This is a genomic window from Flavobacterium aureirubrum (genome assembly GCF_038739835.1).
GTDB lineage: Bacteria > Bacteroidota > Bacteroidia > Flavobacteriales > Flavobacteriaceae > Flavobacterium > Flavobacterium aureirubrum.
The window spans coordinates 83,213-108,301 of record NZ_JBCGDO010000003.1; the positions used below are offsets into that span (position 1 = coordinate 83,213).

The 25,089-nt window shown below is 32.2% G+C and carries 25 protein-coding genes; 6 read left to right on the forward strand and 19 right to left on the reverse strand.

What is annotated here, in order from left to right:
• Window positions 1–28 precede the first annotated feature (28 nt).
• From WFZ85_RS03735 to WFZ85_RS03745, 3 genes are all read left to right on the forward strand, one after another.
• On the forward strand, window positions 29–1,207 hold the full coding sequence (locus WFZ85_RS03735) for an acyl-CoA dehydrogenase family protein (protein ID WP_342694944.1): 1,179 nt from the start codon (window positions 29–31) through the stop codon (window positions 1,205–1,207).
• A gap of 87 nt (window positions 1,208–1,294) precedes the next feature.
• The gene (locus tag WFZ85_RS03740) at window positions 1,295–2,077 is read left to right on the forward strand and encodes a DUF3050 domain-containing protein (RefSeq protein WP_342694945.1); all 783 of its coding nucleotides are present in this window, start codon (window positions 1,295–1,297) and stop codon (window positions 2,075–2,077) included.
• A gap of 210 nt (window positions 2,078–2,287) precedes the next feature.
• A complete protein-coding gene (locus WFZ85_RS03745; protein ID WP_342694946.1) occupies window positions 2,288–2,593 on the forward strand; it encodes an SGNH/GDSL hydrolase family protein in 306 nt (101 codons plus the stop codon).
• Between the two features lie 205 nt (window positions 2,594–2,798).
• Here WFZ85_RS03745 and WFZ85_RS03750 read toward each other — a convergent pair whose 3' ends face one another.
• The 16 genes from WFZ85_RS03750 to WFZ85_RS03825 all read right to left on the reverse strand — a co-directional run bounded on the left by WFZ85_RS03750 (window position 2,799) and on the right by WFZ85_RS03825 (window position 19,400).
• Window positions 2,799–3,815 (reverse strand): hypothetical protein, encoded by a 1,017-nt coding sequence (locus tag WFZ85_RS03750; protein WP_342694947.1) that lies wholly within the window; start codon window positions 3,813–3,815, stop codon window positions 2,799–2,801.
• Window positions 3,815–5,422 carry an FAD-dependent oxidoreductase gene (locus WFZ85_RS03755; RefSeq protein WP_342694948.1) on the reverse strand — a complete coding sequence of 536 codons (1,608 nt, stop codon included), beginning with the start codon at window positions 5,420–5,422 and terminating at the stop codon, window positions 3,815–3,817. Before WFZ85_RS03755 ends, WFZ85_RS03750 begins: the two co-directional genes overlap by 1 nt.
• A complete protein-coding gene (locus WFZ85_RS03760; protein ID WP_342694949.1) occupies window positions 5,400–6,917 on the reverse strand; it encodes a polyamine aminopropyltransferase in 1,518 nt (505 codons plus the stop codon). Before WFZ85_RS03760 ends, WFZ85_RS03755 begins: the two co-directional genes overlap by 23 nt.
• A complete protein-coding gene (locus WFZ85_RS03765; RefSeq protein WP_342694950.1) occupies window positions 6,910–7,119 on the reverse strand; it encodes a DUF350 domain-containing protein in 210 nt (69 codons plus the stop codon). Before WFZ85_RS03765 ends, WFZ85_RS03760 begins: the two co-directional genes overlap by 8 nt.
• A gap of 208 nt (window positions 7,120–7,327) precedes the next feature.
• A complete protein-coding gene (locus WFZ85_RS03770) occupies window positions 7,328–8,533 on the reverse strand; it encodes a DUF4178 domain-containing protein (protein ID WP_342694951.1) in 1,206 nt (401 codons plus the stop codon).
• An 8-nt stretch (window positions 8,534–8,541) separates the two neighbouring features.
• Window positions 8,542–8,904, reverse strand: a complete 363-nt coding sequence (locus tag WFZ85_RS03775) for an S-adenosylmethionine decarboxylase family protein (protein WP_187655994.1) — start codon at window positions 8,902–8,904, stop codon at window positions 8,542–8,544.
• 96 nt (window positions 8,905–9,000) lie between these two features.
• On the reverse strand, window positions 9,001–9,333 hold the full coding sequence (locus WFZ85_RS03780; RefSeq protein ID WP_342694952.1) for a 2Fe-2S iron-sulfur cluster-binding family protein: 333 nt from the start codon (window positions 9,331–9,333) through the stop codon (window positions 9,001–9,003).
• Between the two features lie 48 nt (window positions 9,334–9,381).
• A complete protein-coding gene (locus tag WFZ85_RS03785; RefSeq protein WP_342694953.1) occupies window positions 9,382–10,434 on the reverse strand; it encodes an NAD(P)/FAD-dependent oxidoreductase in 1,053 nt (350 codons plus the stop codon).
• A gap of 244 nt (window positions 10,435–10,678) precedes the next feature.
• A complete protein-coding gene (locus WFZ85_RS03790; RefSeq protein WP_133533236.1) occupies window positions 10,679–10,918 on the reverse strand; it encodes a NifU family protein in 240 nt (79 codons plus the stop codon).
• A 78-nt stretch (window positions 10,919–10,996) separates the two neighbouring features.
• A complete protein-coding gene (locus WFZ85_RS03795; RefSeq protein WP_187655991.1) occupies window positions 10,997–12,127 on the reverse strand; it encodes an Mrp/NBP35 family ATP-binding protein in 1,131 nt (376 codons plus the stop codon).
• 148 nt (window positions 12,128–12,275) lie between these two features.
• Complete coding sequence (locus WFZ85_RS03800) at window positions 12,276–13,574, reverse strand: TolC family protein (protein ID WP_342694954.1); 1,299 nt, start codon at window positions 13,572–13,574, stop codon at window positions 12,276–12,278.
• 153 nt (window positions 13,575–13,727) lie between these two features.
• A complete protein-coding gene (locus WFZ85_RS03805) occupies window positions 13,728–16,160 on the reverse strand; it encodes an ABC transporter permease (RefSeq protein WP_342694955.1) in 2,433 nt (810 codons plus the stop codon).
• Between the two features lie 49 nt (window positions 16,161–16,209).
• Complete coding sequence (locus WFZ85_RS03810) at window positions 16,210–16,995, reverse strand: head GIN domain-containing protein (RefSeq protein ID WP_342694956.1); 786 nt, start codon at window positions 16,993–16,995, stop codon at window positions 16,210–16,212.
• A gap of 25 nt (window positions 16,996–17,020) precedes the next feature.
• On the reverse strand, window positions 17,021–17,722 hold the full coding sequence (locus WFZ85_RS03815; RefSeq protein ID WP_342694957.1) for an ABC transporter ATP-binding protein: 702 nt from the start codon (window positions 17,720–17,722) through the stop codon (window positions 17,021–17,023).
• A gap of 24 nt (window positions 17,723–17,746) precedes the next feature.
• Window positions 17,747–18,160, reverse strand: a complete 414-nt coding sequence (locus WFZ85_RS03820; protein ID WP_342694958.1) for a hypothetical protein — start codon at window positions 18,158–18,160, stop codon at window positions 17,747–17,749.
• Between the two features lies 1 nt (window position 18,161).
• Complete coding sequence (locus WFZ85_RS03825; protein WP_342694959.1) at window positions 18,162–19,400, reverse strand: efflux RND transporter periplasmic adaptor subunit; 1,239 nt, start codon at window positions 19,398–19,400, stop codon at window positions 18,162–18,164.
• A 251-nt stretch (window positions 19,401–19,651) separates the two neighbouring features.
• Here WFZ85_RS03825 and WFZ85_RS03830 point away from each other — a divergent pair, with 251 nt between their 5' ends.
• Complete coding sequence (locus tag WFZ85_RS03830; protein WP_342694960.1) at window positions 19,652–21,001, forward strand: sigma-54-dependent transcriptional regulator; 1,350 nt, start codon at window positions 19,652–19,654, stop codon at window positions 20,999–21,001.
• 187 nt (window positions 21,002–21,188) lie between these two features.
• Window positions 21,189–22,520, forward strand: coding sequence for a sensor histidine kinase (locus WFZ85_RS03835; RefSeq protein ID WP_342694961.1), 1,332 nt, complete (start codon window positions 21,189–21,191; stop codon window positions 22,518–22,520).
• Here WFZ85_RS03835 and WFZ85_RS03840 read toward each other — a convergent pair whose 3' ends face one another.
• Genes WFZ85_RS03840 through trmB form a run of 3 tightly spaced genes read right to left on the reverse strand, consistent with a single transcriptional unit; the run spans window position 22,521 to window position 24,148 of the window.
• Complete coding sequence (locus tag WFZ85_RS03840) at window positions 22,521–22,844, reverse strand: MGMT family protein (protein WP_342694962.1); 324 nt, start codon at window positions 22,842–22,844, stop codon at window positions 22,521–22,523. It lies immediately after the preceding gene.
• A 2-nt stretch (window positions 22,845–22,846) separates the two neighbouring features.
• Entirely contained in the window at window positions 22,847–23,473 is a 627-nt protein-coding gene (locus tag WFZ85_RS03845; protein ID WP_342694963.1) for a lysine transporter LysE, read from the reverse strand.
• On the reverse strand, window positions 23,474–24,148 hold the full coding sequence (gene trmB / locus WFZ85_RS03850) for a tRNA (guanosine(46)-N7)-methyltransferase TrmB (RefSeq protein ID WP_342694964.1): 675 nt from the start codon (window positions 24,146–24,148) through the stop codon (window positions 23,474–23,476).
• Between the two features lie 116 nt (window positions 24,149–24,264).
• Between trmB and WFZ85_RS03855 the strand changes: the two genes are divergently transcribed.
• Window positions 24,265–25,086, forward strand: a complete 822-nt coding sequence (locus WFZ85_RS03855) for a UDP-2,3-diacylglucosamine diphosphatase (RefSeq protein ID WP_342694965.1) — start codon at window positions 24,265–24,267, stop codon at window positions 25,084–25,086.
• Window positions 25,087–25,089: the final 3 nt, after the last annotated feature.

Genomic DNA, 25,089 nt, shown 5'->3' on the forward strand with positions numbered 1-25,089 from the left:
AAACGTTTTCGTTACTTAAAAATTCATTATGAAACCAGATTTATTTCAATCGCCAGATTACTATTTATTAGACGATTTATTAACTGAGGAACACAAATTAGTTAGAGATTCAGCAAGAGCTTGGGTTAAAAAAGAAGTCTCTCCTATTATAGAAGATTATGCACAACGCGCTGAGTTTCCAAAACAAATCATCAAAGGTTTGGGCGAAATTGGTGGTTTTGGACCATACATTCCAGAAGAATATGGTGGCGCGGGATTAGACCAAATTTCATATGGTTTAATTATGCAAGAAATAGAAAGAGGCGACTCCGGTGTGCGTTCCACGTCATCGGTGCAATCTTCATTAGTAATGTATCCTATTTGGAAATTTGGGACAGAGGAACAACGCAAAAAATACTTACCAAAATTAGCCACAGGAGAATTCATGGGTTGTTTTGGATTGACCGAACCTGATCATGGTTCTAATCCAAGCGGAATGACCTCCAATTTTAAAGATATGGGTGACCATTATCTTTTAAATGGTGCCAAAATGTGGATTTCGAATGCGCCATTTGCTGATATTGCAGTAGTATGGGCTAAGGATGAAGCAGGAAGAATTCACGGTTTGATTGTAGAACGCGGCATGGAAGGTTTTACTACACCTGAAACGCATAATAAATGGTCGCTTCGTGCTAGTGCAACAGGCGAGTTGGTTTTCAATAATGTAAAAGTTCCGAAAGAAAATTTACTGCCAGGAAAATCAGGATTAGGTGCGCCGATGATGTGTTTGGACTCCGCTCGATATGGAATTGCTTGGGGTGCAATTGGTGCTGCGATGGATTGTTATGACACGGCTTTGCGTTATGCAAAAGAGCGTATTCAGTTTGACAAACCTATTGCTGGAACACAATTACAACAAAAAAAATTAGCCGAAATGATTACCGAAATTACCAAAGCGCAGTTATTGACATGGAGATTAGGTGTTTTGCGAAATGAAGGAAAAGCAACAACAGCTCAAATTTCGATGGCAAAAAGAAACAATGTAGATATGGCTATAAACATTGCTCGTGAAGCTAGACAAATACTTGGTGGTATGGGGATTACCGGCGAATATTCAATTATGCGTCACAGTATGAACTTAGAATCGGTGATTACATACGAAGGAACACACGACATTCACTTGTTAATCACAGGTGCCGATATTACAGGAATTCCTGCGTTTAAATAAGATTAAACAATAAATAAAATTGATATAAAATGCTTCGCTGTTGTGTGAAGCATTTTTACTTTTGTTTTAAATTTTTATATAAAAATTATGACTACTGATCAAATTAAGACTAAAATAGATTTGCAAAAGCAACAATTACTTACTCATTCCCTCTATGAAAAAGTAAAAACAATTGATGATTTACAACAGTTTTTGGAATGTCATGTTTATGCAGTTTGGGATTTTATGTCGCTTTTAAAAGCATTACAAAGCAAATTGACTTGTACAACAACTCCATGGTTTGCCACTGTAAATCCTGAAACAAGATATTTAATTAACGAAATTGTTTTAGCAGAAGAAAGTGATTTATCAATAGACGGAAAAAGGCTTAGTCATTTCGAAATGTATGTTGATGCCATGAAAGACTGTGGCGCAAAAACCGCTGAGCTTGAAACATTTCTTCAAAATGTAATCGATACCAAAAATGTTTTTATTGCCATAAAACAAAGTAATTTACATGCTAATATAAAAGAGTTTCTAGACTTTACATTTAGGGTAATCGAAGAAGGAAAAGCACATAAAATTGCTGCTTGTTTTACTTTTGGTAGAGAAGATTTAATTCCGAATATGTTCACCGAGATTTTAAAAAGTTTTCAGCAAAATTTCCCTGAAACTGATTTATCAAAACTCATTTATTACTTTGAAAGACATATTGAATTGGATGCCGATGAACACGGACCAATGGCGATGCGAATGATTTCTGAGCTTTGCGAAAATGATGCTCAAAAATGGCGCGACGTAGAGGAAGTTTCTATTATAGCATTAGAAAAAAGAATTGGACTTTGGGATGCAATTGAAGAAAAAATCGAAAAAACTGTTGAAATAGTATAAACAATGAAATGTTTTCGCTCAATAATATCATTTTTTTTGATTTGCACACTTTTTTTTGGATGCAGTGCGGAAAATGATACAATTATTGAAAATGAAACTCCAGTTGTTATTTCTAAAACTTACCGTTATTTAGCTCTTGGCGATAGTTATACTATTGGATAAAGTGTTTGTACAAGTTGTAGATTTCCAATTCAACTACAAGACAGTATTGTGAAATATCTAAAAGTAGACGACACTTTTCAAACTCAAATTATTGCACAAACTGGTTGGACAACTTCCAATTTAAAATCGGCGATTGCTACCCAAAATCCTTTAAATGATTTTGATTTGGTTACACTTTTAATAGGTGTTAACAATCAGTTTCAAAACACTCCATTTTCTGTATATGAACAAGAATTTCCAGAATTAGTAACAATAGCTATTCAAAAAGCAAAAGGTAAAAAAGAGAATGTCATTGTAGTATCAATACCAGATTATGCATATACACCTTTTGGAAATGGAAACTCAACTATTTAAACTCAAATTGATACTTACAATGATTTTACAGAAAATTATTGCACTCAAAATAACATCACTTTTATAAACATTACCGATATTACTAGACAAGGATTATTACAACCTAATTTGGTTGCCAGTGATGGTCTGCATCCGTCAACGATCGCTTACACTAAATTTGTAGAACGTATTTTGCCAAGGGCAAAAATGGTTTTGGGGTTGTAAATTATATTTTTTTTGACTTCCAAATAAATCCATCTAATAAATAATGCGTAAACTGCGGAACAGTTAGCAAAGGAACTAAGATAAATTGCCAATTTGAAAAGTCAAAGTTTGCTATTGAAATTTGTTCATTCCAAACTAAAATTTCCCATAAAAACTCTTCTGAAAAGGCAATAATTAGAAGAATTGAAATAAAAATTAGCACTCCTTTATGCTGCTTTAATAAACTTAAAAACCCCAAATCTTCTTCACTTTTTTTCTCAATTTCGTTTAGATAAATTAATGCCATATAAGGAATTCCATGGGAGACAACGTTTAACAATGTAAAAACCAAATCGTTATTGAAGTATACAATTCCAAAATACCAAGAAAGTAATGTTCCAATGATAATGGCATTTTTTGGAACATTAAAATAGTTTGATTTTATCGAATTATAAACGGTTCTAACGAGATAAAATACTACTATTGCAAAATAAATCCATTTAAAAACCTCAAGTAATTTTGCGTTTTCATACTTCAAAAATTCGTTTTCTACAAACCAATTGAACTTTCGTTTTGGAGATAAAAACCAATACAACATTGGATAAATTGTGGCAGAGTAAATAATTAAATTGTCAATCCATGCATACGTTTTATCTTCATTTCTAGAGTACAATCGCATAAAACCATATTGCTGACGAATGAAATGAAAAACTGCTAGATAAGCCAAAACCGACCAAAACACCTGACTTCCAAATAGAAATAAAATGAAACCAATTAAGAAGCAAAAAATCGGCAATCCAATGTACAATTGTTTCCTTCTTTGAAATTCTGAGGCAACAAAATAGGTTTTAAATAATGTGGAATAAACATGTGCAACATCAATAAAAACAATTAAAAACAGCCAAGTATAAAACGAATAACTTTCTTCGATATCTGTTAACCAACTTTGAAATAACAACACAATTGCCAACACAATAAAAGATGGCGCAAGTATAAAATAACCGTCGGTTTTGCCTTTATGTATCCATGGTTGAACCATTACACTATTTTATTTACAACATTAATTCCTTGATGAAAAGCTTCTTCAAAAATAGATATTCCAGATAAATCTGAATGTGCAAAATAGATTTTATCATCAATAGATTGCGCTGCTCTTTGTTTGCTTTCGCCAAATAGAAATTCTGGTTTTGGGCTAATCATTCCGTGTCCTAACAAATGAATATCGATACTTTCTGTTACTTCTTCTATATTAGGATGCGAAATTTTTAAATCTTCCAACACTAAACTTTTCCAATATTCCTTTGGTTTTTTATAGATATCTCTTCTGCTTTTTCCACAATTTGATGATGAAAAACTGTAATAATATGTAATCACTTTTTTATCCTGAATTTGTTGCAACGACTGATGTTGATCGTAAATATAACCCAATCCTTTTGAATCGTGAGCCACATTATCCCAACACAAAGGAAAACTGAAATTATCGGTCAAATCGGAAACTACTAATGTTGCCAAAAGCCATGGCGCATAATGAAAATCTTTGGTGAATTCTTTTCTGTCGTCAAACAAATATTGATTTACAAATTGCGGTGTTGCCATAATAATTTTATCGGCAATAATCTCAATAGAAGTTTTTGTTTTATCATCAAAAACCAAGGCTACTGCTTTACCATTTTCGGTTTTCACTTCGTAAACCAAATGATTTTGCAGTGTTTTTCCTTTGGAATATTTTTTTAAATGATGCGTAAGTCTTGCATTACCTTCAGGCCAAGTTAAAACGTTATCATTTTTATCTTGCGTACTGTTTTGTTTTCTCGCAGCAAAATAATGAATTCCGGCATAAGCAGAAACGAATTCAATTCCTAAACCAAAATCATCTCTGCAACAATAATCTACATAAACCAAAAGCGGATTTGATTTAAAATTTTGTTGCTCTAACCATTCTTTCATAGTTAGTTTATCCAAACTTTTAACGGCATCATTTTGAGAAGATAAAGCCATCGGAATATTGAACCAATACAAACCAAAGTCATCTTTTTTAGTTCTAAAATCATCCATCATCGAAAAAAACCGAAGTAATTCTTCGTCTTCTTCTGCTGAATTTCCAACTTTTGGAACTATTCCTTCTTGCCAATTGTTTTTATAAAATAGTCGTTCATCTGGTGAAAACGTTAGTTGTGTTTCATCAAACTTTGGAAATCCTTTTTCATCATAACCTAAAATAATTTTTTCTTCTTCAAGAAATTGCAACAACTCTTTATCTTCCTGATTTGGTAAAGGCAAATAATGTGCGCCAAGAGGAAATTTAGAATACTGATTTTCACCATTGGAGGAATTTCCGCCCAAATGATTTTCTAATTCAACCAACAAAAATTCGGAAATTCCTTTCTTAGAAAGTTGTCTTGCAGCAGATAAACCAGTAATTCCGCCACCAACAATTAAATACGGAATAGAAATTTGTTTAGAAGGTTTTGGAAATTTCTTAACTCGAAGTTTATGTCCTAAAATATGATTGGTTCCTGATAGCCGAATTAAAAGCGAAATTACTTTTTCTTTACAAGCATCGAGAAGCGGAACAATCAGTAAAGTTGCTCCTAAAAATTTGAAGAAATTTCTTCTCGAACTGCTATAATTTTCCCCATTCTTCATCGAAATAGCGTACTAAAACTTGGTTATCTAATCGATTAATTTCAATGTCTTTTGAAATCATATCTTTGGAAAAATAATTGAATTTTTCAAATTGATAATTGTAAAAACGCAATCCGTCAACAGTTCTATTGACTTTATTGAAATTAGTCCCAAAACCATTTACTGCAATGGTAAAACCCCATTCGCCAAACGACGGAACATAAGCATGATAAGCATCAATTTGAGGAAAAACTTGCATCACAGTCTTGTTGATACACCAAAATGATTTTGGAGCAAAATAAGGCGAAGTCGTTTGAATTACTACTACAGCATCCGTTGAAAGTAGCTGTTGCATCGTACTGTAAAAATTCAATGAATACAACTTACCCAAACTATAATTGGAAGGATCAGGAAAATCAATAATTACGACATCAAATTTCTCTTTCGTTTCTTTTGCCCAAATGTAAGCGTCTTTGTTATACACTGTAACTTTAGAGTTATTCAAAGCATTTTTATTGAAATCGACCAATACCCGATTGGTTTTGAACAACTTGGTCATTCCTTCATCCAAATCGACCAAAGTGACTTTTTTTACATCTTTGTATTTTAGAATTTCTCGAACCGCCAAACCATCTCCACCACCTAGAACTAGTACATTATCAACTTTTTTAGCCATTGACATTGCTGGATGAACCAAAGCTTCGTGATAACGATACTCGTCGGCAGAACTGAATTGGAGATTGTTGTTTAAGTATAATCGGTAATCGCTTTTATTGTGGGTTAAAACGATACGTTGGTATTGAGTTGAATTGGTATAAATGATGTTCTCTCCATACAATTTACCTTCAGAATAGGACAGGATATTTTCGGAGAAAAAGAAAGTAACCAATAAAACTAGAAAAGAAAAAATGGCTTTTGCTCTGAGTAATTTTACTTTTTTTAATTCTGATTTTAACAAATAACAAAGTACAATAGCAATAGAAATATTAATCATTCCGAAGAATAAAGATGTTCCAATAATTCCGAGTTTTGGAACTAAAATTAACGGAAAAAGAATGGATGCTAATAAAGCTCCAATGTAGTCAAATGTAAAAACATTAGAAACCAAATCTTTGAATTCTACTTTATCCTTAAGAATGTTCATCAGTAACGGAATTTCCAATCCGACAAGACATCCTGTGATGAAAACTAAAAAATAAAGAATAAATTGAAAGGCAAAAGCGGTTTCAAATAATAGAAAAAGAATAACCGAACTCAATCCACCAATTAATCCGACTAGAATTTCTATTTCCACAAAAGTATTGAGTAGATTTTTGGTAATAAATTTTGAAAAATACGACCCAATTCCCATCGAAAAGAGATACACTCCAATGATGAAGGAGAATTGTTTTACTGAATCGCCCAATAAATAACTCGCCAAAGTTCCGGCAACTAATTCGTAAACTAGTCCGCAAGTGGCAATGGTAAAAACAGCAAAAAGTAATAAATATTCAAATTTTAAGAATTTATTACCCATGAATTGCTGCGCTAATAATCATTGAAATTCCAATAATTAAGGCCGCAAAAACGATGGCAACAGCAACATTATTTTCTTGAGTAATTTTTTTCCAAGTGTTTTCGGGCGTTATTTTTTCAACAATAAAATAAGCAATAAAAAGTATTGCAATTCCAACGGCAGAAAACACTAATGAGTTGATAACAAGTTGTGATATATTCATGATATTATATTTTTAGTTATTTATGATAAAAACGATTTACAGAACTACGTCCTGAATTTGTGGGTTTGTAATTTTCAGTCGATTCACAGTCGCAAAGTCTATTACCTTGTGTTGTGTAATAAACAAATATTCCATAGAAACATAAACCAATTAAAAGGGCTAAATAATTTTCTTTGATAAAATTTGATACTTTTTCCATTTTCACTTTTTAATATTCACCCCATCTTTTATTTTCAAAATATTTGGACCAATAGTACATTCCGACGGCAACAATTGCCATAAAAATAAATACCATGTAAATATTTCTATTGGACGGTGCATTCCAATTGGCTTTAACCGAAATTAAACTATTTACAACATCTTCTGGTGCTTTTGATGGTGTTATCGTTAAATGATATTTTCCTGCACCAACGCCACAAATATTAAAATCTTCAGAAGTACTTCCTTCAGTCCAGTTTTCGCCATCGGTATAACCGTGATAGTATTCGATATCTTTTGAGGCATAAATTTCCTCGTTGGTATTTTCGTTTACCAAAGCTATTTGAACATTTGCCCAAGAATTATTTACATTAGACGAAACCGAAATTTGCAATGGTGCTGAACTTCCTTTTAACTCAAAAGATGGACTTACATATTCTTTGGAAGTAAAACTTTCAAATGGAATTGAGGCATTCAAAACCTCTTGTTCTAATCTATCTTGGTTGAAATACCAATGGGTAAAAATGATTAAAAACCCAACTGCACAAAAAGTCAAGACCAAATTTCTAACATTAATAAAGAAAGGTTCTACCATTCCAATCTCTGATTTTGATGGTATTGCCGATGCATTGAATGCTTTTTTTACAGCACTTCTTGAAATATGCTTACCGTAAAACGCGGTTTGCTCTTTACCAAATTTTTCAAATGACAAGATAAATGGCGGATTTATATATTCGATTAATTCTATTTTGTTCAAAACATTAAAATCAAAAAAACCAGCCGCATAATCAAGTTTTGGATAAGAATAATCGAATCTATCATAGGTTTTATCCAAATAATCAACGGTTAATGGATGATTACCTACTTTTTTTTCAAACTCAATTTGTTCTAAGAGTATAAAATTTCCCGATGATTCTGAAAGATATAAAAATTCTTTTTTATCATTTTGCAACACATATTCAATCCATCTGATATTGTAATCACCGCTTTTAACCAAAAAACCAATGATTGTAAATACACTTCCATGAAATTCTGCTTTTTGACCAACAGAAAAGGCATTGTTATAATCAACTTTTTTGTGTCTTTCTTTGAAAACAAAATCATTAGAATCGTTTCTACTATAAATAGTTGCACAATTTGGGCAGGAAAAATAAGAAACTTCAATTTTGACATCGAGTTTGGTAACCGTATTACAATGATAGCAAGAAAAATCCATACTCAAATTTATCTATTAATTTCAAAATCTTTTAAAACAATTGCCTTAAAAAAGGTTACAAACTCATTGGTAATACTTTTTACTTTTTGAGTGTTATCTTGTAAATAATTGCACAAGTAAACATCCAACGTAAGCTGTCTAAATTCAGGCCAAGTATGAATACAAATATGAGATTCTTTTAAACAAATAGCAATGGTAAAACTATTATTTTCAAAATTGTGGGTAATTATTCCAACTTTTTCAAGTTCAAAATCTTGAATGATTTTTTCAGAAAACTCGATAAAAGCACTGCTGTTAGTTAGCAAATCTACCTCATCTACTTGAAGTGTGACTAATTTATGTAATCCCGGAGAATAGGTATTTTGATCCATTAAAAGTAAAATCCCAATTGATTTGATGAGATATTCTTTTATACGTAAGTGTTAAAATTTTGTTACAAAAAAAGCGAGAATTTCATCTCGCTTCTATTATTGTTCTGGTGCAATTTCTATCTCCAATCCATCAATTTCCTCTGTAATTCGTATTTGACAACCTAGTCGTGAATTGTCTTTAACATGATACGCTTCCCAAAGCATAGCTTCTTCATCGGGATTTCGTTCTAACGAAATTACATCATTTAAAACGTAGCATTGACATGATGCACACATTGCCATTCCGCCACAAACACCAATGGTTCCTTCTTCGGCTAACTCATACATTCGAATAACTTCCATGACATTTAAGTTCATGTCTGTTGGTGCTTGAATTTCGTGAATTTGTCCGTTTCGGTCGGTTATTTTTAGAGTGATGTCTTGTGGCATTTTACTTTTTATAAACACCTACAAGGTTTTAAAAACCTTGCAGGATAATTAATCAATTGATTTTACAACTGCTTTTTCTGCTTCTTTTCTTGTTCCGTCGAAACCATCTACTCCAGAAACCGTTGTATATTTTAATACGTATTTTTTTCCAGGATTTAATCTATTGTAAACACTTTGACACATCAATGTTGCTTCGTGAAAACCGCAAAGAATTAACTTCAATTTTCCTGGATACGTATTCACATCACCAATGGCGTAAATACCAGAAATATTAGTTTGATAATCTAACGCGTTGTTAACTTTAATGGCGTTTTTTTCAATTTCTAAACCCCAATTTGCGATTGCACCAAGTTTAGGTGTCAATCCAAAAAGTGGAATGAAATAATCGGTTTCTATTGTTTCTTGATTACCATCTTTGCTTATCGTAATTGCATTCAAATGGTCTTCACCGTGAAGAGCAACAACTTCTGCTGGTGTAATTAAATTTACGTAACCTAATTTTTTATATTCCTGAAGTTTTTCAACTGAGTCCAATGCGCCACGAAATTCATTTCTTCTGTGAATTAAAGTAACTTCCGAAGCTACATCAGCTAAAAAAATACTCCAATCCAATGCCGAATCTCCGCCACCAGCAATCACTATTTTTTTATCCCTAAAAAATTCGGGATCTTTTACAAAATACTCAACTCCTTTTTCTTTATAAAAAGCAATATTTGGAATTTCGGGTTTTCTTGGTTCAAAAGTTCCTAAACCACCGGCAATAGCGATGGCTTTAGCATGATGTTTTGTTCCTTTATTAGTAGTAACTATAAAAGTTCCATCATCTAATTTATCTATGTTTTCAGCTGTTTCTGCTAATGTAAAACCTGGCTGAAACTGCTTGATTTGTTCCATTAAATTGTTGACCAAATCGCCTGCTAAAACATCTGGAAGACCTGGAATATCATAAATAGGTTTTTTAGGATATAATTCAGCTAATTGTCCTCCAGGTTGAGGTAAGGCATCTATAATATGACATTTTAATTTTAATAATCCAGCTTCAAAAACAGTGAAAAGTCCTGTTGGACCTGCGCCAATGATGAGTATATCTGTTGTAATCATTTTTAGAGTTTAGAAGTTTATGAATTTATGAGTTTAGAGGTTTACAGTGTGAAAATCTAAAACATAAATTTTTAAACATATGATATTTGTCAGTTTACAGTTTGCGTTAGGGATTTCTTCACTTTACATTTATTTAATTTGGAGTTCTGAGAACTTCGTTTGCAGTGAAAATCCTTTTATTTTTTCTTTAAAAAATAAAAGATTGTAACGGAAAGCCCGACCTGAAAGGTAACGCCAAAAAAAATTAAGCTACGTTTTCTACGGTTTCGATTTGCGGTGCGTACTTTTTTATGGTAGTTTCAACGCCAGCTTTCATAGTGCTGATGCTTAAACTACATGACGTACATGCGCCTTGAAGACGAACTTTTACGTGCTTTTCATCTTCAACAGAAACCAAACTAATATCGCCACCATCCGAATTCAAAAATGGTCTGATTTCGTTCAGTGCTTTTTCGATGTTTAAAATTAATTCTTCGTTTGTCATACTTTATTTTAGTTTTCAGTCGCAGTTTTCAGTCGCAGAAAACAGTGTAAACTATAAACTGAGACTGTAAACTGAGTACTATTTTTTCACAGCAGAACATCCTGCCATTGTTGTTATTTTTATTGCTTCGGTTGGAGCAAGTGTTTCGTTTCTTTTTACCGTTTCTTCAACTACATTTCTTGTAATTTCTTCAAAAACTGTTTCTATGACAGAACCTGTTTGTAACGCTGCTGGTCGACCATAATCTCCTGCTTCGCGAATGCTCTGAACAATTGGAACTTCGCCAAGAAATGGAACTTGAAGGTCAAGCGCAAGATTTTTTGCACCTTCTTGACCGAAGATGTAGTATTTATTATTTGGTAGTTCTTCTGGAGTGAAATAGGCCATATTTTCTATAATTCCGAGAACAGGAACATTGATAGCTTCTGATAAAAACATGGAAACTCCTTTTTTAGCATCGGCTAGAGCAACGGCTTGTGGCGTACTTACGACAACTGCACCTGTTATTGGTAACGACTGCATGATTGACAAATGAATATCGCCTGTTCCTGGTGGTAAATCGATTAACATGAAGTCAAGATTTCCCCAATCGGCATCAAAAATCATTTGGTTTAATGCTTTAGAAGCCATTGGTCCACGCCAAATAACAGCCTGACTTGGAGAAGTGAAAAATCCGATTGAAAGTAATTTTATTTCATAACTTTCAATAGGTTTCATTTTTGATTTTCCGTCAACTTCTACAGAGATTGGTTTTTCGTTTTCTACATCGAACATTATTGGCATACTTGGACCATAAATATCGGCATCAAGAACTCCAACTTTGAATCCCATTTTGGCTAAAGTAACGGCTAAATTTGCTGTAGTTGTAGATTTTCCAACGCCACCTTTTCCTGAAGCTACTGCAATAATATTTGAAATTCCGGGAATGGCTTTTCCTTTGATTTCGTTTGGATTTTCTTTGGCTTCAACTTTAATATTTACTTTCACGACTGCATTTGGAGAAAACTGCTCGTGAATTAATTTTTTAATATCGTCTTCGGCACGTTTTTTTATGTGCATTGCAGGTGTTGCAATCAGCAAATCTATTGTTACCTCATCGCCAAAAATAAGTACGTTTTTAACCGCACCACTTTCTACCATATTTTTTCCTTCACCAGCAATAGTAATAGTTTCTAACGCTTTTAGGATTTCTTTTCTATCTAGCTTCATCTTCTTATTTAAAAGTTTATGAGTTTAAAAATTTAAAAGTTGATAGACTTTTTATTTAAACTTAATATGAATTGCAAAGATACTACGAAATGTTTGGAAACAATAGTTAAAGAATTGAAAATATTTATAGTTTGATTGGGAAAAACCGCTACAAGACTTTTCCTTGAATTAGATTGATTTTGATGTCGGCAAACTGAATTTGCAATTGATTTTTAAGCAAATCGTATTCCGCAGAAAGCAACTGATTTTTAACTGCCGAAAAAACGATAGCATCGATAACTCCCGAAGCATATTTTGATTGTGATGTTCGAAAAGAAGCATCGGCAAAAGTTTTCATCTCTTCTAATTTCTTTTCCAATTGTTCAAAATTGACTTTATTTTGGGTTTCGATATCGATTTGGTTTTTGACTTTTAACTTTTCTTGCTCGATTACAAGTTTCGATTTTTCGGCTTCGATCTTAGTTGCTGAAACTCGGCGATTATTTCTAAATCCATTAAAAATTGGCACGCTTAATTGAAGTCCGAGTTGGTGATTTTTATTGTCACTAACCTGTTTGTTGAAATTATCTACTACAACATCGGGTTGATTTAATGGTTTATAGTAAAAAGTTGAAAATCCGTAAAAGGTTGTTAACGTTGGTAAATTATTAGCTCGTTCCAATTTTGTATCTTTCAAACTACTTTGATAACCAAGTTCGGCAGCTCGAATTTTTGGATTATTTTCAACGGAATTTTTGGCAGTATTTTTATCAATAAAATTTTCCAAAAAAACTTCGGCTATGGAAAGATTTTCAACATTCATCAATTGAAAAAGTTGCTTTTTTTGTATTAAAAACAATTGTTCCGCTTGTAAAATCCTCATTTCTTCTTGGGCGAAACTGAGTTGCATATCATACAAATCGCTTTTAGGTTTACTGCCAATTTCAACTTCTTTTTGCACACGATTCAAGTTAAATTGTGCGTTTTTGAATTGTTCATTTTGAATTTTAAGCAATTCTTGAGTAAAAAGTGCTTGATAATAACTTTCCACTATTTGAAGTTGGTATTCGTTTTCAATAACGGCTAAATCAGCTTTGGCTTTTTCTATGTCAATTTTTGTCTTTTGCGCCATGGCAAAATTTTTAAAATCAATCAAATTCATTTGTGCATTCAAAAAGAAATTATCGTTTTGAATGTTAGAACTAACTCTTCCATTGGTAGATGGATCAATGGTTGAACCAAAATTATAGCTTTGATTTCCTGTAAAAGAAATTGCTGGTAACATTTGATTTGCTATAGAATTGTGCAATTTTTGTGATTTTTTTACTTGAAGTTGACTGATTTTTATGTCAATCGAATTCTTCATCGCTTCGTAAATGCATTTCTGCAAAGGCCAGGAATTTTCTTGACCAAATACAGAAAAACAAAGTGTATAAATGAAAACTAGAAAAAAAACTTTTTTATTCATGTCAATATTTTTTTGCCACAGATTTCACGGATTAAACTGATTTTGATTTTTAAAGTTGATGTTGAAATTGACTTTTGATGTTGAAATTGACTTTTGATGTTGAAATTGACTTTTGATGTTGAAATTGACTTTTGATGTTGATTTTTGAAATTGTTATTCGTATTTCAAATATTTTAAAACATCCATTCTTGTGGCTTGATAAGCTCGCGAAAGCACTACAATTAGAGTTAAAATCAACAAAACAACAAATCCAACGACAAACGGAACGAAACTAATCTCTATTCGGGAAGCGAAATTTTCAAGCCACTTTCCGAGTAAATAATACACTGGAAAAACAGCGATTAAAAATCCAATAATACAGAAAAACACATATTGTTTTGATAATTCTTTTAGTAAAACATTGGTTTCAGCACCGAGCGTTTTTCTAATGGCGATTTCTTTCATTCTTCGTTGGATGGAATATGACGCCAAAGCAAATAATCCAAAAATGGCTATCAAGATTACAATCACGTTTAATAATGAAAATAGATTTCTTTGTTTGACATAAGCTTCATAGGTTCTTGCATAAGCCTTATCAACAAAGTCATATTCAAATGGATATTCAGAATCGACATTTTTTGTCCAAAATTTTTCAATATCGGCAATAGTTTGTTCCATGTTTTTTCCATCCACTTTTACGTGAATTCTACTAGCATTTTGAAGCATCCAATCGATGGTTTTGAAGTGAAAAAACACCATTGGCGGTACTTCGGCTTGTGGACTATACAAATTAAAATCTTTTACAACTCCAACAATTTTAAGTTTATTTCCATTCCACTCAACTTCTTTTCCTAATGGATTTTTTTCCTTCATTAGCTTCATCGAAGTTTCATTAATCAACATTGTGTTGATAGTATCCGAAGCCAGTTTTTCGGTAAGATATCTTCCTTCTTTTAACCCGATTTTCATCATTTCGAGCATTCCAAAATCAATTCCCATGTTCTGACCTTGAACTGTTATCCCATTATAATCAAAACTAGAAGACGAACCCGAACCATTTCCAAAATCAAACGCTCCAGTGGAAACTTGTTCTACGCCTTTTATTTTTGAAACCTGATCTTTAATCATATAATATCGACTGAAAAGTTTTTGCTTATAATCTTTCTCTTTCCAATCGTATATATTTCTGTAGCGAATAGAAAGTACTTGTTCGCCTTTGAAACCTAAATCTTTAGTATTTAAAAATTGTACTTGTTGGTAAACAATATAAGAACCGATGATGAAAAATGTTGCAATAGCAAATTGCATAACCAGCATTCCGTTTCGCAACCAAATGCCGCTTTTACTTCTGCCAAAATTGCCTTTCAGCACTTTTAACGTTTCAAAATTTGACACATAAACCGCTGGAAAAACACCTGAAACTATAATAGTGAAAAAGAAAATTAAAATCAATTGCAGATAAAATTGTTCGCCATGAATGATTAATTTTTTATTCAAAAATTCATTATAATAAGGCAACGAAAGTTCCACAATTACCAAAGAAAGTAAGATAGAAAACAACGTAATCAATGTAGTTTCAAAAATAAATTGCTTGATAATATTCATTTTTGACGCACCAATAATTTTTCGAACACCAACTTCTTTTGCTCTTTTTATAGCATTAGCCGTTGCAAGGTTTATATAGTTTACGATGGATAAAATCAAAATTAAGATGGATAATCCGAGCATTATCATCAAGAATTGATAATTTCCTCTTCCTTCTGCAAAACCGTCAGATATAGAATGCAAACGAGATTTTGACAATGGTTCAAGAATTATTTTTGTACTTTCTTGTCCGTTCTTTTTCAGCCATTCTTCAACCGTTATTCCTTCTTCTTTTGCCCATCGTACTACTCGATTTTCGAACATGATTTTCTCCATTCGGGCAACAACTTTTGGAGCATCATCTGGATTTTTGAGTTTTAACAATAATCCGTGATTAAAATTTCCCCAATGATTAATATTCTCTTGTAATTTTGGCTCAATCAAATTTGTAACCGCTTCTGGCATTAACGAAGATTTTCCAGTGATTTCATAAACACCTCTGATTACAAAAGTTCTTCCTGAATAACGCACTTCTTTGCCTATCGGATCTTCATTGCCAAATAGTCTTTCGGCAGCTTTTGTTGAAATTGCCATACTTGCATTGTCTTTCAAAGCGGTTTTTGGAGAACCTTTAACAAACGGAAACGGGAAAAATTCAAAAAATTTATTTTGAGAATCGGTTATTTTTAGAATTTCTTTTTTGCTTTTATATTGAACTAATTCTTCGTAGTACCAATTTTCGAGATAACAATAAGCTTCTAATTCGGGGAAATCTTTTTCGAAATACGTTTTTAATGCCGCAACATTGCTTGCCCAATACATGTCTGGAGCAACTTGACTAATGGATTGAAAAACTTTGTCTTTGTTTGGATTCCAAGCGTTGTAACTTTGCTCGTCGTTCCAGTAAAGAATGGCAAAAATTAATCCTGCGATTCCAATACTCAATCCCAAAACATTCAAAGCTGTAAATAGTTTGTTGTTTTTGATTTGATATAAAAATAGGTGTAGCCAGTTTTTTAGCATGATTTATTCGTTTTTTGATAATGATTTTGATGATGATTGCTTTTGATAATTATCTCCTATTCACCGAACCCGATGAACTTTTATCAGCATTCACTTGCGAAGGATTTCCATAATAATTAACATCAGCACTCGATGACGCTGCAGCTTCTAACGATTTTGTAACGGTTAGTGTAACATCGGCAGAACTGCTGGCTTTTACTGTTGCGTTTTCCACTGATAAACCTCTCAAATTACAATCGCCCGAACTACTCGCTTTTACTTCAAGCGAAGTTGCATTTCCGTCCAATGTTACATCGCCAGAACTACTCACTTCTACATAAACTGATTTTGCCGAAAGTTGTCCTTTTACATCGCCACTTGATGAAACATCGGCTTTAAAATCAGTACAATCAAAACTTCCTGAAACACTTCCTGAAGAACTTGCTGCAACTTCTAATCTTTCAGTTGTATTCAAATTTTGAATTTTGATACTTGCCGAAGAACTGGCTTTGATTTCAGATAATGATTTTCCGGTTACATATACTTTTATACTAGTAAAACTTACACCGTTGATGGTTCTGTTGTTCCATTTTTTTGATTTTGGCTTTTTAGCATTATCCGTATCGACGAAAATTTTTAAAGTTTCACCTTCTACTTCAGTTTTAATCATTTGCATTCTTTCGTTGTCATCCGTCTCAACTTTTAAACTATTTGAATTGGAAACCGTATAAAAAACTTCAATTCCTTGTGAAGCTTTCAATTTTGAAAAATCGCTTACATTTCTATTTTCAGAAACTTGTGCTGTTGCTACTAAACTTACTATAAATGAGGCAATTGTTACTATTAATTTGGTCATGATTTTATGATTTTAAATTATTGTTTTAAGATACAAAAACATCTACGTTTCTGCTATTTGTTTTTTCTGAAAGCACCATTCCGTCTTTCATTATAATCGTTCTTTGCGAAAAAGACGCATCATAATCGGAATGCGTTACCATTAGAATAGTGGAACCATTAGCATGTAAATCCGTCAATAATTCCATGACTTCGTTTCCGTTTTTACTATCCAAATTTCCCGTTGGTTCATCGGCTAAAATGATTTGTGGATCGCTAATCAACGCTCTTGCCACAGCAACTCTTTGCTGTTGTCCGCCCGAAAGTTGTTGCGGATAATGTTTCAATCGATGCGAAATTCCTAGTCTTTCGGCAATTGCTTCAACTTTTTTCTTTCGTTCCGATGATGGAACATTGTTATAAATCAATGGTAATTCGATATTATCAAAAACTGAAAGTTCGTCTATCAGGTTAAAATTTTGGAAGATGAAACCAATATTTTGTTTTCTGATTTTTGATTTTTCTTGTTCTTTCATGCCAATCATTTCTTGATTTAATAATTTGTAACTTCCGCTTGTTGCACCATCTAAAAGCCCAACTATGTTTAGAAGCGTCGATTTCCCACTTCCCGATGCACCCATAATGGTGACAAATTCTCCTTGATTGATTGTGATTGAAACTTCGCTAAGTGCTTTTGTTTCTACTTCTTCGGTTCTGAAGACTTTTGAAATTTTTTCGATTTTTATCATGACTGTTCGTTTTTTGATTGACTTTTATTTTTTTCTTATTTCCCAAGTAACTTCATAATTCCCATTGGCATTTGTTCCTGTGAAAAGCAGTTTGTATTTTTTGCCTTTTTCAAGAATAACGTCTTTCAACAATTCACATTCTTTCGTTGCGCTACAATAAAAATACTGATTTTCTTTTTCATCGATTAATTTGAATTCAAGTCTTCCAGCTTTTATTTCAGAAAAGGCTTGAAAACTAACTTCAACAGTTTCATCAACTTCCAGCAATGCATAACATGAACCTGTATAGGATTTGAATTTGGCGTTGGTAAAATTTTCTCCATTAGCATTGGACCAACTTTTGTCTTTAATTCCATCAACAAAATGAGTTCCACTTGATTTGATGGTTTGTGCATTTAAATTAATTGCACATAATAATAAGAATACGATACTTTTCATTTTATTCAAAATTTAATATTTCTGCTTCTTGATAATCTTTATAACTTGATGTTACCACTTGTTCGCCAGGTTTTAATCCGCTGATGATTTCAAAATACAACGGATTTTCCCTCCCAATTTCAATGTTTCTTCTTTCTGCTTTGTTTCCGTTTACTACAAAAATCCATTTGCCCGAAGTATCTTGATTAAAACTTCCTTTGGAAAGCACTACCGATTTTGTTTTTTCGGATAAGGTTAAACGAACGGCAAAACTCAATCCTTGTTGTAAATCTAAATTTTCATTGGACACAAAATTCAATTCCACTTGAAATCTTCCACTTTTTATTTCGGGAATAACTTTAGCAATCACTACTTCCACTTGTTTACTATTAAAATCAACCGTTCCTTTTTGACCTTGTTTCACTTTTGACAAATAAAATTCGTCCACATCTGCCAATAATTTGTAACCTTTCATCACGTCAATTTTTCCTAACGTTTGTCCTTGTTGGTAACTTTGTCCTAAAACTGGTTCAAACGACGACAATCTTCCCGAAAGTGGTGCAACAATTAGAAAATTCTTTTTGTTGGTTCTCAAGATTCCCAAACTTTTCTCCATAATTCCGATGGATTGATTGAGTTGCCCGATTTGGATTTGATTGGCTTGCTTTTCTTTAGTTACACTTTGTTTGATAATATTCATTCGCTCTTTTTGAAAACGAAAATTCTCTTGTGTTTTTTCCCATTCGTTTTTAGCTAAAATTTCTTGTTCAAAAAGTTTTTTATTCAAATCATATAAATTTTTAGCATCCAAAAAATCATGTTCGATTGAAACCAAATCTTTTGCCAAATTCAATTCTTGATTTCTTAAATCCAATTTGGCTTTATTCAGATTATTAATTTGCTCAATAATGGCGGTTTCTTGTTGCATATAATTCAATTCCGTATTTGGATTGTATAATCTTGCCAACGGTTGACCTTGCACAACCCTATCACCATTACTAACAAAAATTTCCTGAACCGATCCACCTTCAACAATATTCACTAACATCGAATTCATTGGTTCAACTCGCGCTTGAAATACCATAAAATCTTCAAAAAAATCTTCTTCTACTGTTTTAATCGTGATTTCTGATTTCTTTACATTAAAAGTTCTCTTTTTGGTAATCATTGAAAAAGCGCCATATCCCAAAACTATAATGGCGAAAATTGCTATTGCCAGATATTTTTTTTTGTTACTTTTACGATTGATGACTGTGTCCATTTTAAATTCTTTGGTATGCTTAAATACAATTTTGTGCCAAAGTTTTAAAAAACACAATTTATTGATTTTAAATAAATTACAAGCCGATTAATTTTCAATAGTGTTCATTATCGAACACCATTTGTGCGAAACCGAACACTTTGAAAAAACAGTAATTATAAAAAAATATAAACCATTAAGAAATTAAGGTTCATTTAGAGCATTACAAAGCTTAATTTTCTTAACATCTTAATGGTTTAAACATAAAATAGATGAAAAAAACCAATGCCAACATTTTAGTTATTGACGATCAAGAAGATATTCTTTTTGCCGCAAAAATGCTTTTGAAGAAACATTTCGAAACCATTTTTACGCTCAATAATCCAAAGAATGTTATCCAATTATTAGCCGAAAATGATATTGATGTTGTGCTTTTGGACATGAACTATCGCATTGGTTTTGAAGATGGACGCGAAGGTTTGTATTTTTTGAAAGAAATAAAAACGCTTTCGCCAAAAACGATTGTGATTTTAATGACAGCTTTTGGAAAAGTTGAAACTGCTGTTGAAGGTTTAAAAAATGGCGCATTTGATTATGTTTTAAAACCTTGGGAAAACGAAAAACTACTTGAAACGGTAAAACAAGCCGTTGACGAATCCAGAAAAAGCCGAAAAAAAGCCGAAAAAGAAACTCCAGCAGAACGTTATTTTATTGGCGAATCAAAAACGATACAAAAAGCGTATTCTTTGGGAGAAAAAGTAGCCAAAACCGATGCTAATGTATTGATTTTAGGCGAAAACGGTACCGGAAAATTTGTTATGGCACATTATATTCATCAGAATTCCGACCGAAAAAATAATGCTTTTGTTCATGTTGATTTGGGTTCGTTGAATGATAACATTTTTGAAAGCGAACTTTTTGGTTATGCCAAAGGTGCTTTTACCGATGCCAAAACAGATACCGCTGGACGATTTGAAAACGCACAAAACGGCACTATTTTTTTAGATGAAATTGGAAACGTTCCGTTGCATTTACAATCCAAATTATTACAGGTTATCCAAACCAAAACCGTTACACGCTTAGGCGAATCAAAAGCGCGACCATTGGACGTTAGAATCATTACGGCAACCAATCTCAATTTGAAAGAAGAAGTCAACCAAAAGAATTTCCGTGAAGATTTGTATTATCGCATCAACACTATGGAAATTACGTTGCCTTCGTTGAAAGAACGTAAAGAAGATAAAATTCCGATGGCACAATTTTTATTAGAAAAAATGATTTCAAAATATGACCGAAGTGAAATTATTTTCAGTGAAAAAGCATTGGAACTAATAGAAAAACACGCTTGGAACGGAAATATCCGCGAAATGGAAAATCGCATCGAACGAGCTGTAATTTTATGCGAAAACAACACGATTTCGGCTTCCGATTTGGATTTAGAAATCGTTACAACTTTTGAAAATCGTGATGATATTCCGCTTTCAGATATGGAAAAAATAACTATAGAAAAAGTATTGGCAAAACACGATTACAACATTAGTAAATCAGCAGAAGAACTCGGTTTGTCTCGTGCTGCTTTGTATCGAAGAATGGAAAAATACAAAATAAAAATTCCAAATTAAAAGCACTAAATTCCAAAAAACATTAAATTCAAAAATTACATTTTAATATGATTATAGACGGAAAAATTAAAATCAAAAAAACATGAAAACCATTAAGAAATTAAGTTTCATTAAGATTTGTTGCGCTTAATTATCTTAATTACTTAATGGTTTTAATACAAAATCAATTAATTTCAAATCGAACTCAGTGTTTAAAAAACAAAAAATATACAACTCACTTTTTTTTAGATTAGTATTGGTTTTAATCAGTATTGGTTTGAGTATGTTTTTGTTTTCAAAAGATTTGCTTTATACCGGATTTTTTGTGGTATTTGTTTCGGTTTTGTTGCTTTCTGAAATTTATTTTTTTATCAAAAATGCTTTTTTGATTTATGATCGAACGATTGCTTCGATTTTGCAAAATGATTTTTCTGCCGATTTTTCCAAAAATAAATCCTATGAAAATTATTCGAGTTTATTTCAATTATATGAAAAACTTAAAAACAAGCAACACGAAGAACTTTCAAAAGATATTATTTATCGTTCGATTTTAAACAATATTGAAACCGGAATTATCATTTTACAAAAGGAAAATAGCGATTGGAATATTTTTTTGATGAATGATTATTTTTCCAAGCATTTTACTGTTCCAAAAGTATCCAAATGGCATTATTTAAAAAATCAATTGCCATCGCTTTGCGAAATTATTGAAGAGCAACATTTTCAGGAAATGAAAACATCGTTGCAAATTAGAGTGAACAAACAAGATACGCAAACCTTTATTATTCAAACCTCTGCAACTCGAACATTCAATCAGGAATACTACATTATTTTACTCGACAGCATTCAAAAAGTGGTTGAGAAAAAAGAAAAAGAAGCTTGGATTAACTTGATGAAAGTGATTTCGCATGAGTTATTAAATTCGCTTACACCAATTCGTTCGCTTTCTCAAAATTTAAGCGAATTGGTACAACAAGAAACGCTTTCTACCGAAGATTTAGACGACATCAAACAAAGTGTTGCCACGATGCACAACCGAAGTAATCATTTGCAGGAATTTGTTGAAAGCTACCGAAAATTGGCAATGCTACCTTCACCAAAAAAGGAAAAAACAGAACTTTCAGAACTGCTGGAAAGTTGTTTACAAATCATGCAACCGTTATTTAAAAAAGAACAAATAACCGTTGAGAATTTGGTTGATTTTAATCGTTGGGTTTTGGTCGATAAAAATCAGATGGAACAGGTTATCATTAATTTGCTAACGAATAGTATGTATGCTTTAGCCGAGAAAGAAGTCAAAGAAATCACGATTTCAGCCGAAGTGAAAGAAAAACGAATTTACTTAATCATTACCGATACTGGAACAGGAATTGACAGTGAAATTGAAGATAAAATTTTCCTTCCGTTTTTTACCACGAGAAAAGATGGAGCTGGAATTGGACTGACGTTATCGAAAAATATTATCGAAGCTCACGGTGGTTATTTAGCTTTTGAAAATGGAGAAAATCAAACGAAGTTTACGGTTTGTTTGTTAGAATAATTATTCTTTCACCTTAGGCAACCAAAAATGTTTCTCAAAATCCACAATTTGATTGTCGACAACAACAATTCCTTCGTTTTCCAACAATTGCTGCATCAAATTGGTGCCATCAAAATGGTGTTTTCCTGTGAGCAATCCTCTTCTGTTTACTACTCTATGCGCTGGAACATTATCGATATTATGACTTGCATTCATTGCCCAACCTACCATTCTGGCTGAACGGGCAGTTCCGAGAGCTTTTGCGATTGCACCATAAGATGTAACTTTCCCTTCTGGAATTTGACGAACAATTTCATAAACTCTTTCAAAGAAATTATCTTCCATAGCTAACTGAAGATGAATTTGAAAAGTGTAAAAATAGCAATCAGCGCAGTAACTGATCCAATTATAATATTGATGTTGTGGAATAAAAACTCCGTTTTCTTTTCTATCCTTTTGAATGCAACTACATAAATATAAAATATTAAAAAAGAACCACTTACAACTCCTGAAACAAAAGCAGCGATAGGAATTTTATCAAAAGTAAAATAACCCGATGCGGCTAAACTAATGCTTGTAAAAACATAAAAAGGAATGGGCAATAAGTTGATTGATGCTATTAGCATTCCAAAAAAGAACCGATTGGACTTACCTTTTACTTTGATATCTGTTTTTATTTTCTTAGGCCTTTTTGCAATCCAAAAAAAATAAACACTTAACCCAAAAAAAATAAAAATGGCTATTTCTTGAATAATAGCAACAATTTCTAAATGACTGCTAATGAAACGAGCGAAAAGGACTGCTAATAATGTTTGAACTAAAACAACACTTACAGCACCAAATGCAAAACTTAAAGCTCCTGTTTTTCCTTCTTGTAAACTAATTTTTGCAGCAGTCATATTAATCAATCCTGGAAGTAATGCTGCCAAAAATGAAATGCAAAAACCCAATACAAAAGTAAAAATAATGGTCATCTATTTGATTTTGAAACGAATATAAGTAATTGCTTTGTTGGCTTCTAAATACTGGTTTTCATAAAAAGTTTGAATTTGAGTAACCTCAGTTGGCGCACCTTCGTTTTTATATATATTGTGGTTAGCATATAAGACTTCGTGACCTTCACCATGAAGTAATCCTAGTGTGTATCCGTGCATAAATTCACTATCTGTTTTTAGATTAACTACACCGTCAGGTTTCAATATTTTTTTATACAACTGTAGGAATTCTGGGTTCGTCATTCGGTGTTTCGTGCGCTTGTACTTAATTTGTGGATCGGGGAAAGTTATCCAAATTTCGTCTACTTCGTTTTCATCAAAAATAAAATTAATCAGCTCAATTTGAGTTCGAACAAACGCCACGTTGTGCATACCGTTTTCAACTGCTGTTTTTGCACCTCGCCAAAAACGAGCACCTTTTATATCAATTCCAACAAAATTTTTATCCGGATATTTTTCTGCTAAACCTATCGAGTATTCACCTTTTCCGCAACCTAATTCAATAATGATTGAATTATTGTTTTTGAAAAAATTATCATTCCATTTGCCTTTCAAAGGAAATTCGCCACCTACAACTTCTTCTCTCGTTGGTTGAAAAACATTTTCAAAAGTTTCGTTTTCTTTAAATCGCTTTAATTTATTCTTACTACCCACAAATTTAATTTTTCGGTAAAATTAATGATTTTCAAGTGAGTTTAAATAAAGTTTTGATAATGTTTAAATAACCTGTTTACAATGTAATAATCGTTCTTTTGAAAAACGAAATTATTTTGAAAAAACGAAACATAGAAGTTGTTGTAATTTCAGATGTTCACCTTGGAACTTATGGTTGTCATGCCAATGAATTATTTGATTATTTATCGGCTATTAAACCAAAAACACTCATCCTAAACGGAGATATAATCGACATTTGGCAATTTAGAAAATCCTATTTTCCTGCCTCTCATTTAAAAGTAATCAAGAAATTAATTTCTTTGAGTACAAAAGGCACAAAAGTGTACTATTTAACAGGAAATCACGATGAGTTTTTAAGAAAATTTACTGATTTACATCTAGGAAATATGAGTTTAATTAACAAACTTGTGTTAAACTTAGATGGGAAGAAAGCTTGGTTTTTTCATGGTGATGTTTTTGATGCTTCGATTAATCATGCAAAATGGCTGGCAAAACTTGGTGGTTGGGGTTATGATTTGCTGATAATAATTAATCGAGTTTTAAATTGGTTTTTGACAAAATGCAATAAAGAACCCTACTCATTGTCTAAAAAAATTAAAGATAATGTAAAATCAGCCATAAAATTTATTACTAATTTTGAAAATGTTTGCGTAGAATTAGCTATCGAAAACAAGTATGATTATGTAGTTTGTGGGCATATTCATGAACCAAAAATGAAGTTGATTGAAACCGAAAAAGGCAAAACCACCTACTTAAATTCAGGTGATTGGATTGAAAATTTGACCGCATTGGAATATTCAAATAAAAAATGGAAACTTTACAAACATAATCCTGTTCATGATTTTTTCGATGAAGAACAACATTTTGAATATGAAAATAAACTTGCAGAACAATTTATAAGTGTTCTGAAAAATTAATGT

Bases quoted from the DNA above. Each gene is read 5' to 3' on its own strand.
- WFZ85_RS03735 (WP_342694944.1), top strand. From the start codon at position 29: ATGAAACCAGATTTATTTCAATCGCCAGATTACTATTTATTAGACGAT.
- WFZ85_RS03740 (WP_342694945.1), top strand. From the start codon at position 1,295: ATGACTACTGATCAAATTAAGACTAAAATAGATTTGCAAAAGCAACAA.
- WFZ85_RS03750 (WP_342694947.1), bottom strand. From the start codon at position 3,815: ATGGTTCAACCATGGATACATAAAGGCAAAACCGACGGTTATTTTATA.
- WFZ85_RS03755 (WP_342694948.1), bottom strand. From the start codon at position 5,422: ATGAAGAATGGGGAAAATTATAGCAGTTCGAGAAGAAATTTCTTCAAA.
- WFZ85_RS03760 (WP_342694949.1), bottom strand. From the start codon at position 6,917: ATGGGTAATAAATTCTTAAAATTTGAATATTTATTACTTTTTGCTGTT.
- WFZ85_RS03765 (WP_342694950.1), bottom strand. From the start codon at position 7,119: ATGAATATATCACAACTTGTTATCAACTCATTAGTGTTTTCTGCCGTT.
- WFZ85_RS03770 (WP_342694951.1), bottom strand. From the start codon at position 8,533: ATGGATTTTTCTTGCTATCATTGTAATACGGTTACCAAACTCGATGTC.
- WFZ85_RS03775 (WP_187655994.1), bottom strand. From the start codon at position 8,904: ATGGATCAAAATACCTATTCTCCGGGATTACATAAATTAGTCACACTT.
- WFZ85_RS03780 (WP_342694952.1), bottom strand. From the start codon at position 9,333: ATGCCACAAGACATCACTCTAAAAATAACCGACCGAAACGGACAAATT.
- WFZ85_RS03785 (WP_342694953.1), bottom strand. From the start codon at position 10,434: ATGATTACAACAGATATACTCATCATTGGCGCAGGTCCAACAGGACTT.
- WFZ85_RS03790 (WP_133533236.1), bottom strand. From the start codon at position 10,918: ATGACAAACGAAGAATTAATTTTAAACATCGAAAAAGCACTGAACGAA.
- WFZ85_RS03795 (WP_187655991.1), bottom strand. From the start codon at position 12,127: ATGAAGCTAGATAGAAAAGAAATCCTAAAAGCGTTAGAAACTATTACT.
- WFZ85_RS03800 (WP_342694954.1), bottom strand. From the start codon at position 13,574: ATGAATAAAAAAGTTTTTTTTCTAGTTTTCATTTATACACTTTGTTTT.
- WFZ85_RS03805 (WP_342694955.1), bottom strand. From the start codon at position 16,160: ATGCTAAAAAACTGGCTACACCTATTTTTATATCAAATCAAAAACAAC.
- WFZ85_RS03810 (WP_342694956.1), bottom strand. From the start codon at position 16,995: ATGACCAAATTAATAGTAACAATTGCCTCATTTATAGTAAGTTTAGTA.
- WFZ85_RS03815 (WP_342694957.1), bottom strand. From the start codon at position 17,722: ATGATAAAAATCGAAAAAATTTCAAAAGTCTTCAGAACCGAAGAAGTA.
- WFZ85_RS03820 (WP_342694958.1), bottom strand. From the start codon at position 18,160: ATGAAAAGTATCGTATTCTTATTATTATGTGCAATTAATTTAAATGCA.
- WFZ85_RS03825 (WP_342694959.1), bottom strand. From the start codon at position 19,400: ATGGACACAGTCATCAATCGTAAAAGTAACAAAAAAAAATATCTGGCA.
- WFZ85_RS03830 (WP_342694960.1), top strand. From the start codon at position 19,652: ATGAAAAAAACCAATGCCAACATTTTAGTTATTGACGATCAAGAAGAT.
- WFZ85_RS03840 (WP_342694962.1), bottom strand. From the start codon at position 22,844: ATGGAAGATAATTTCTTTGAAAGAGTTTATGAAATTGTTCGTCAAATT.
- WFZ85_RS03845 (WP_342694963.1), bottom strand. From the start codon at position 23,473: ATGACCATTATTTTTACTTTTGTATTGGGTTTTTGCATTTCATTTTTG.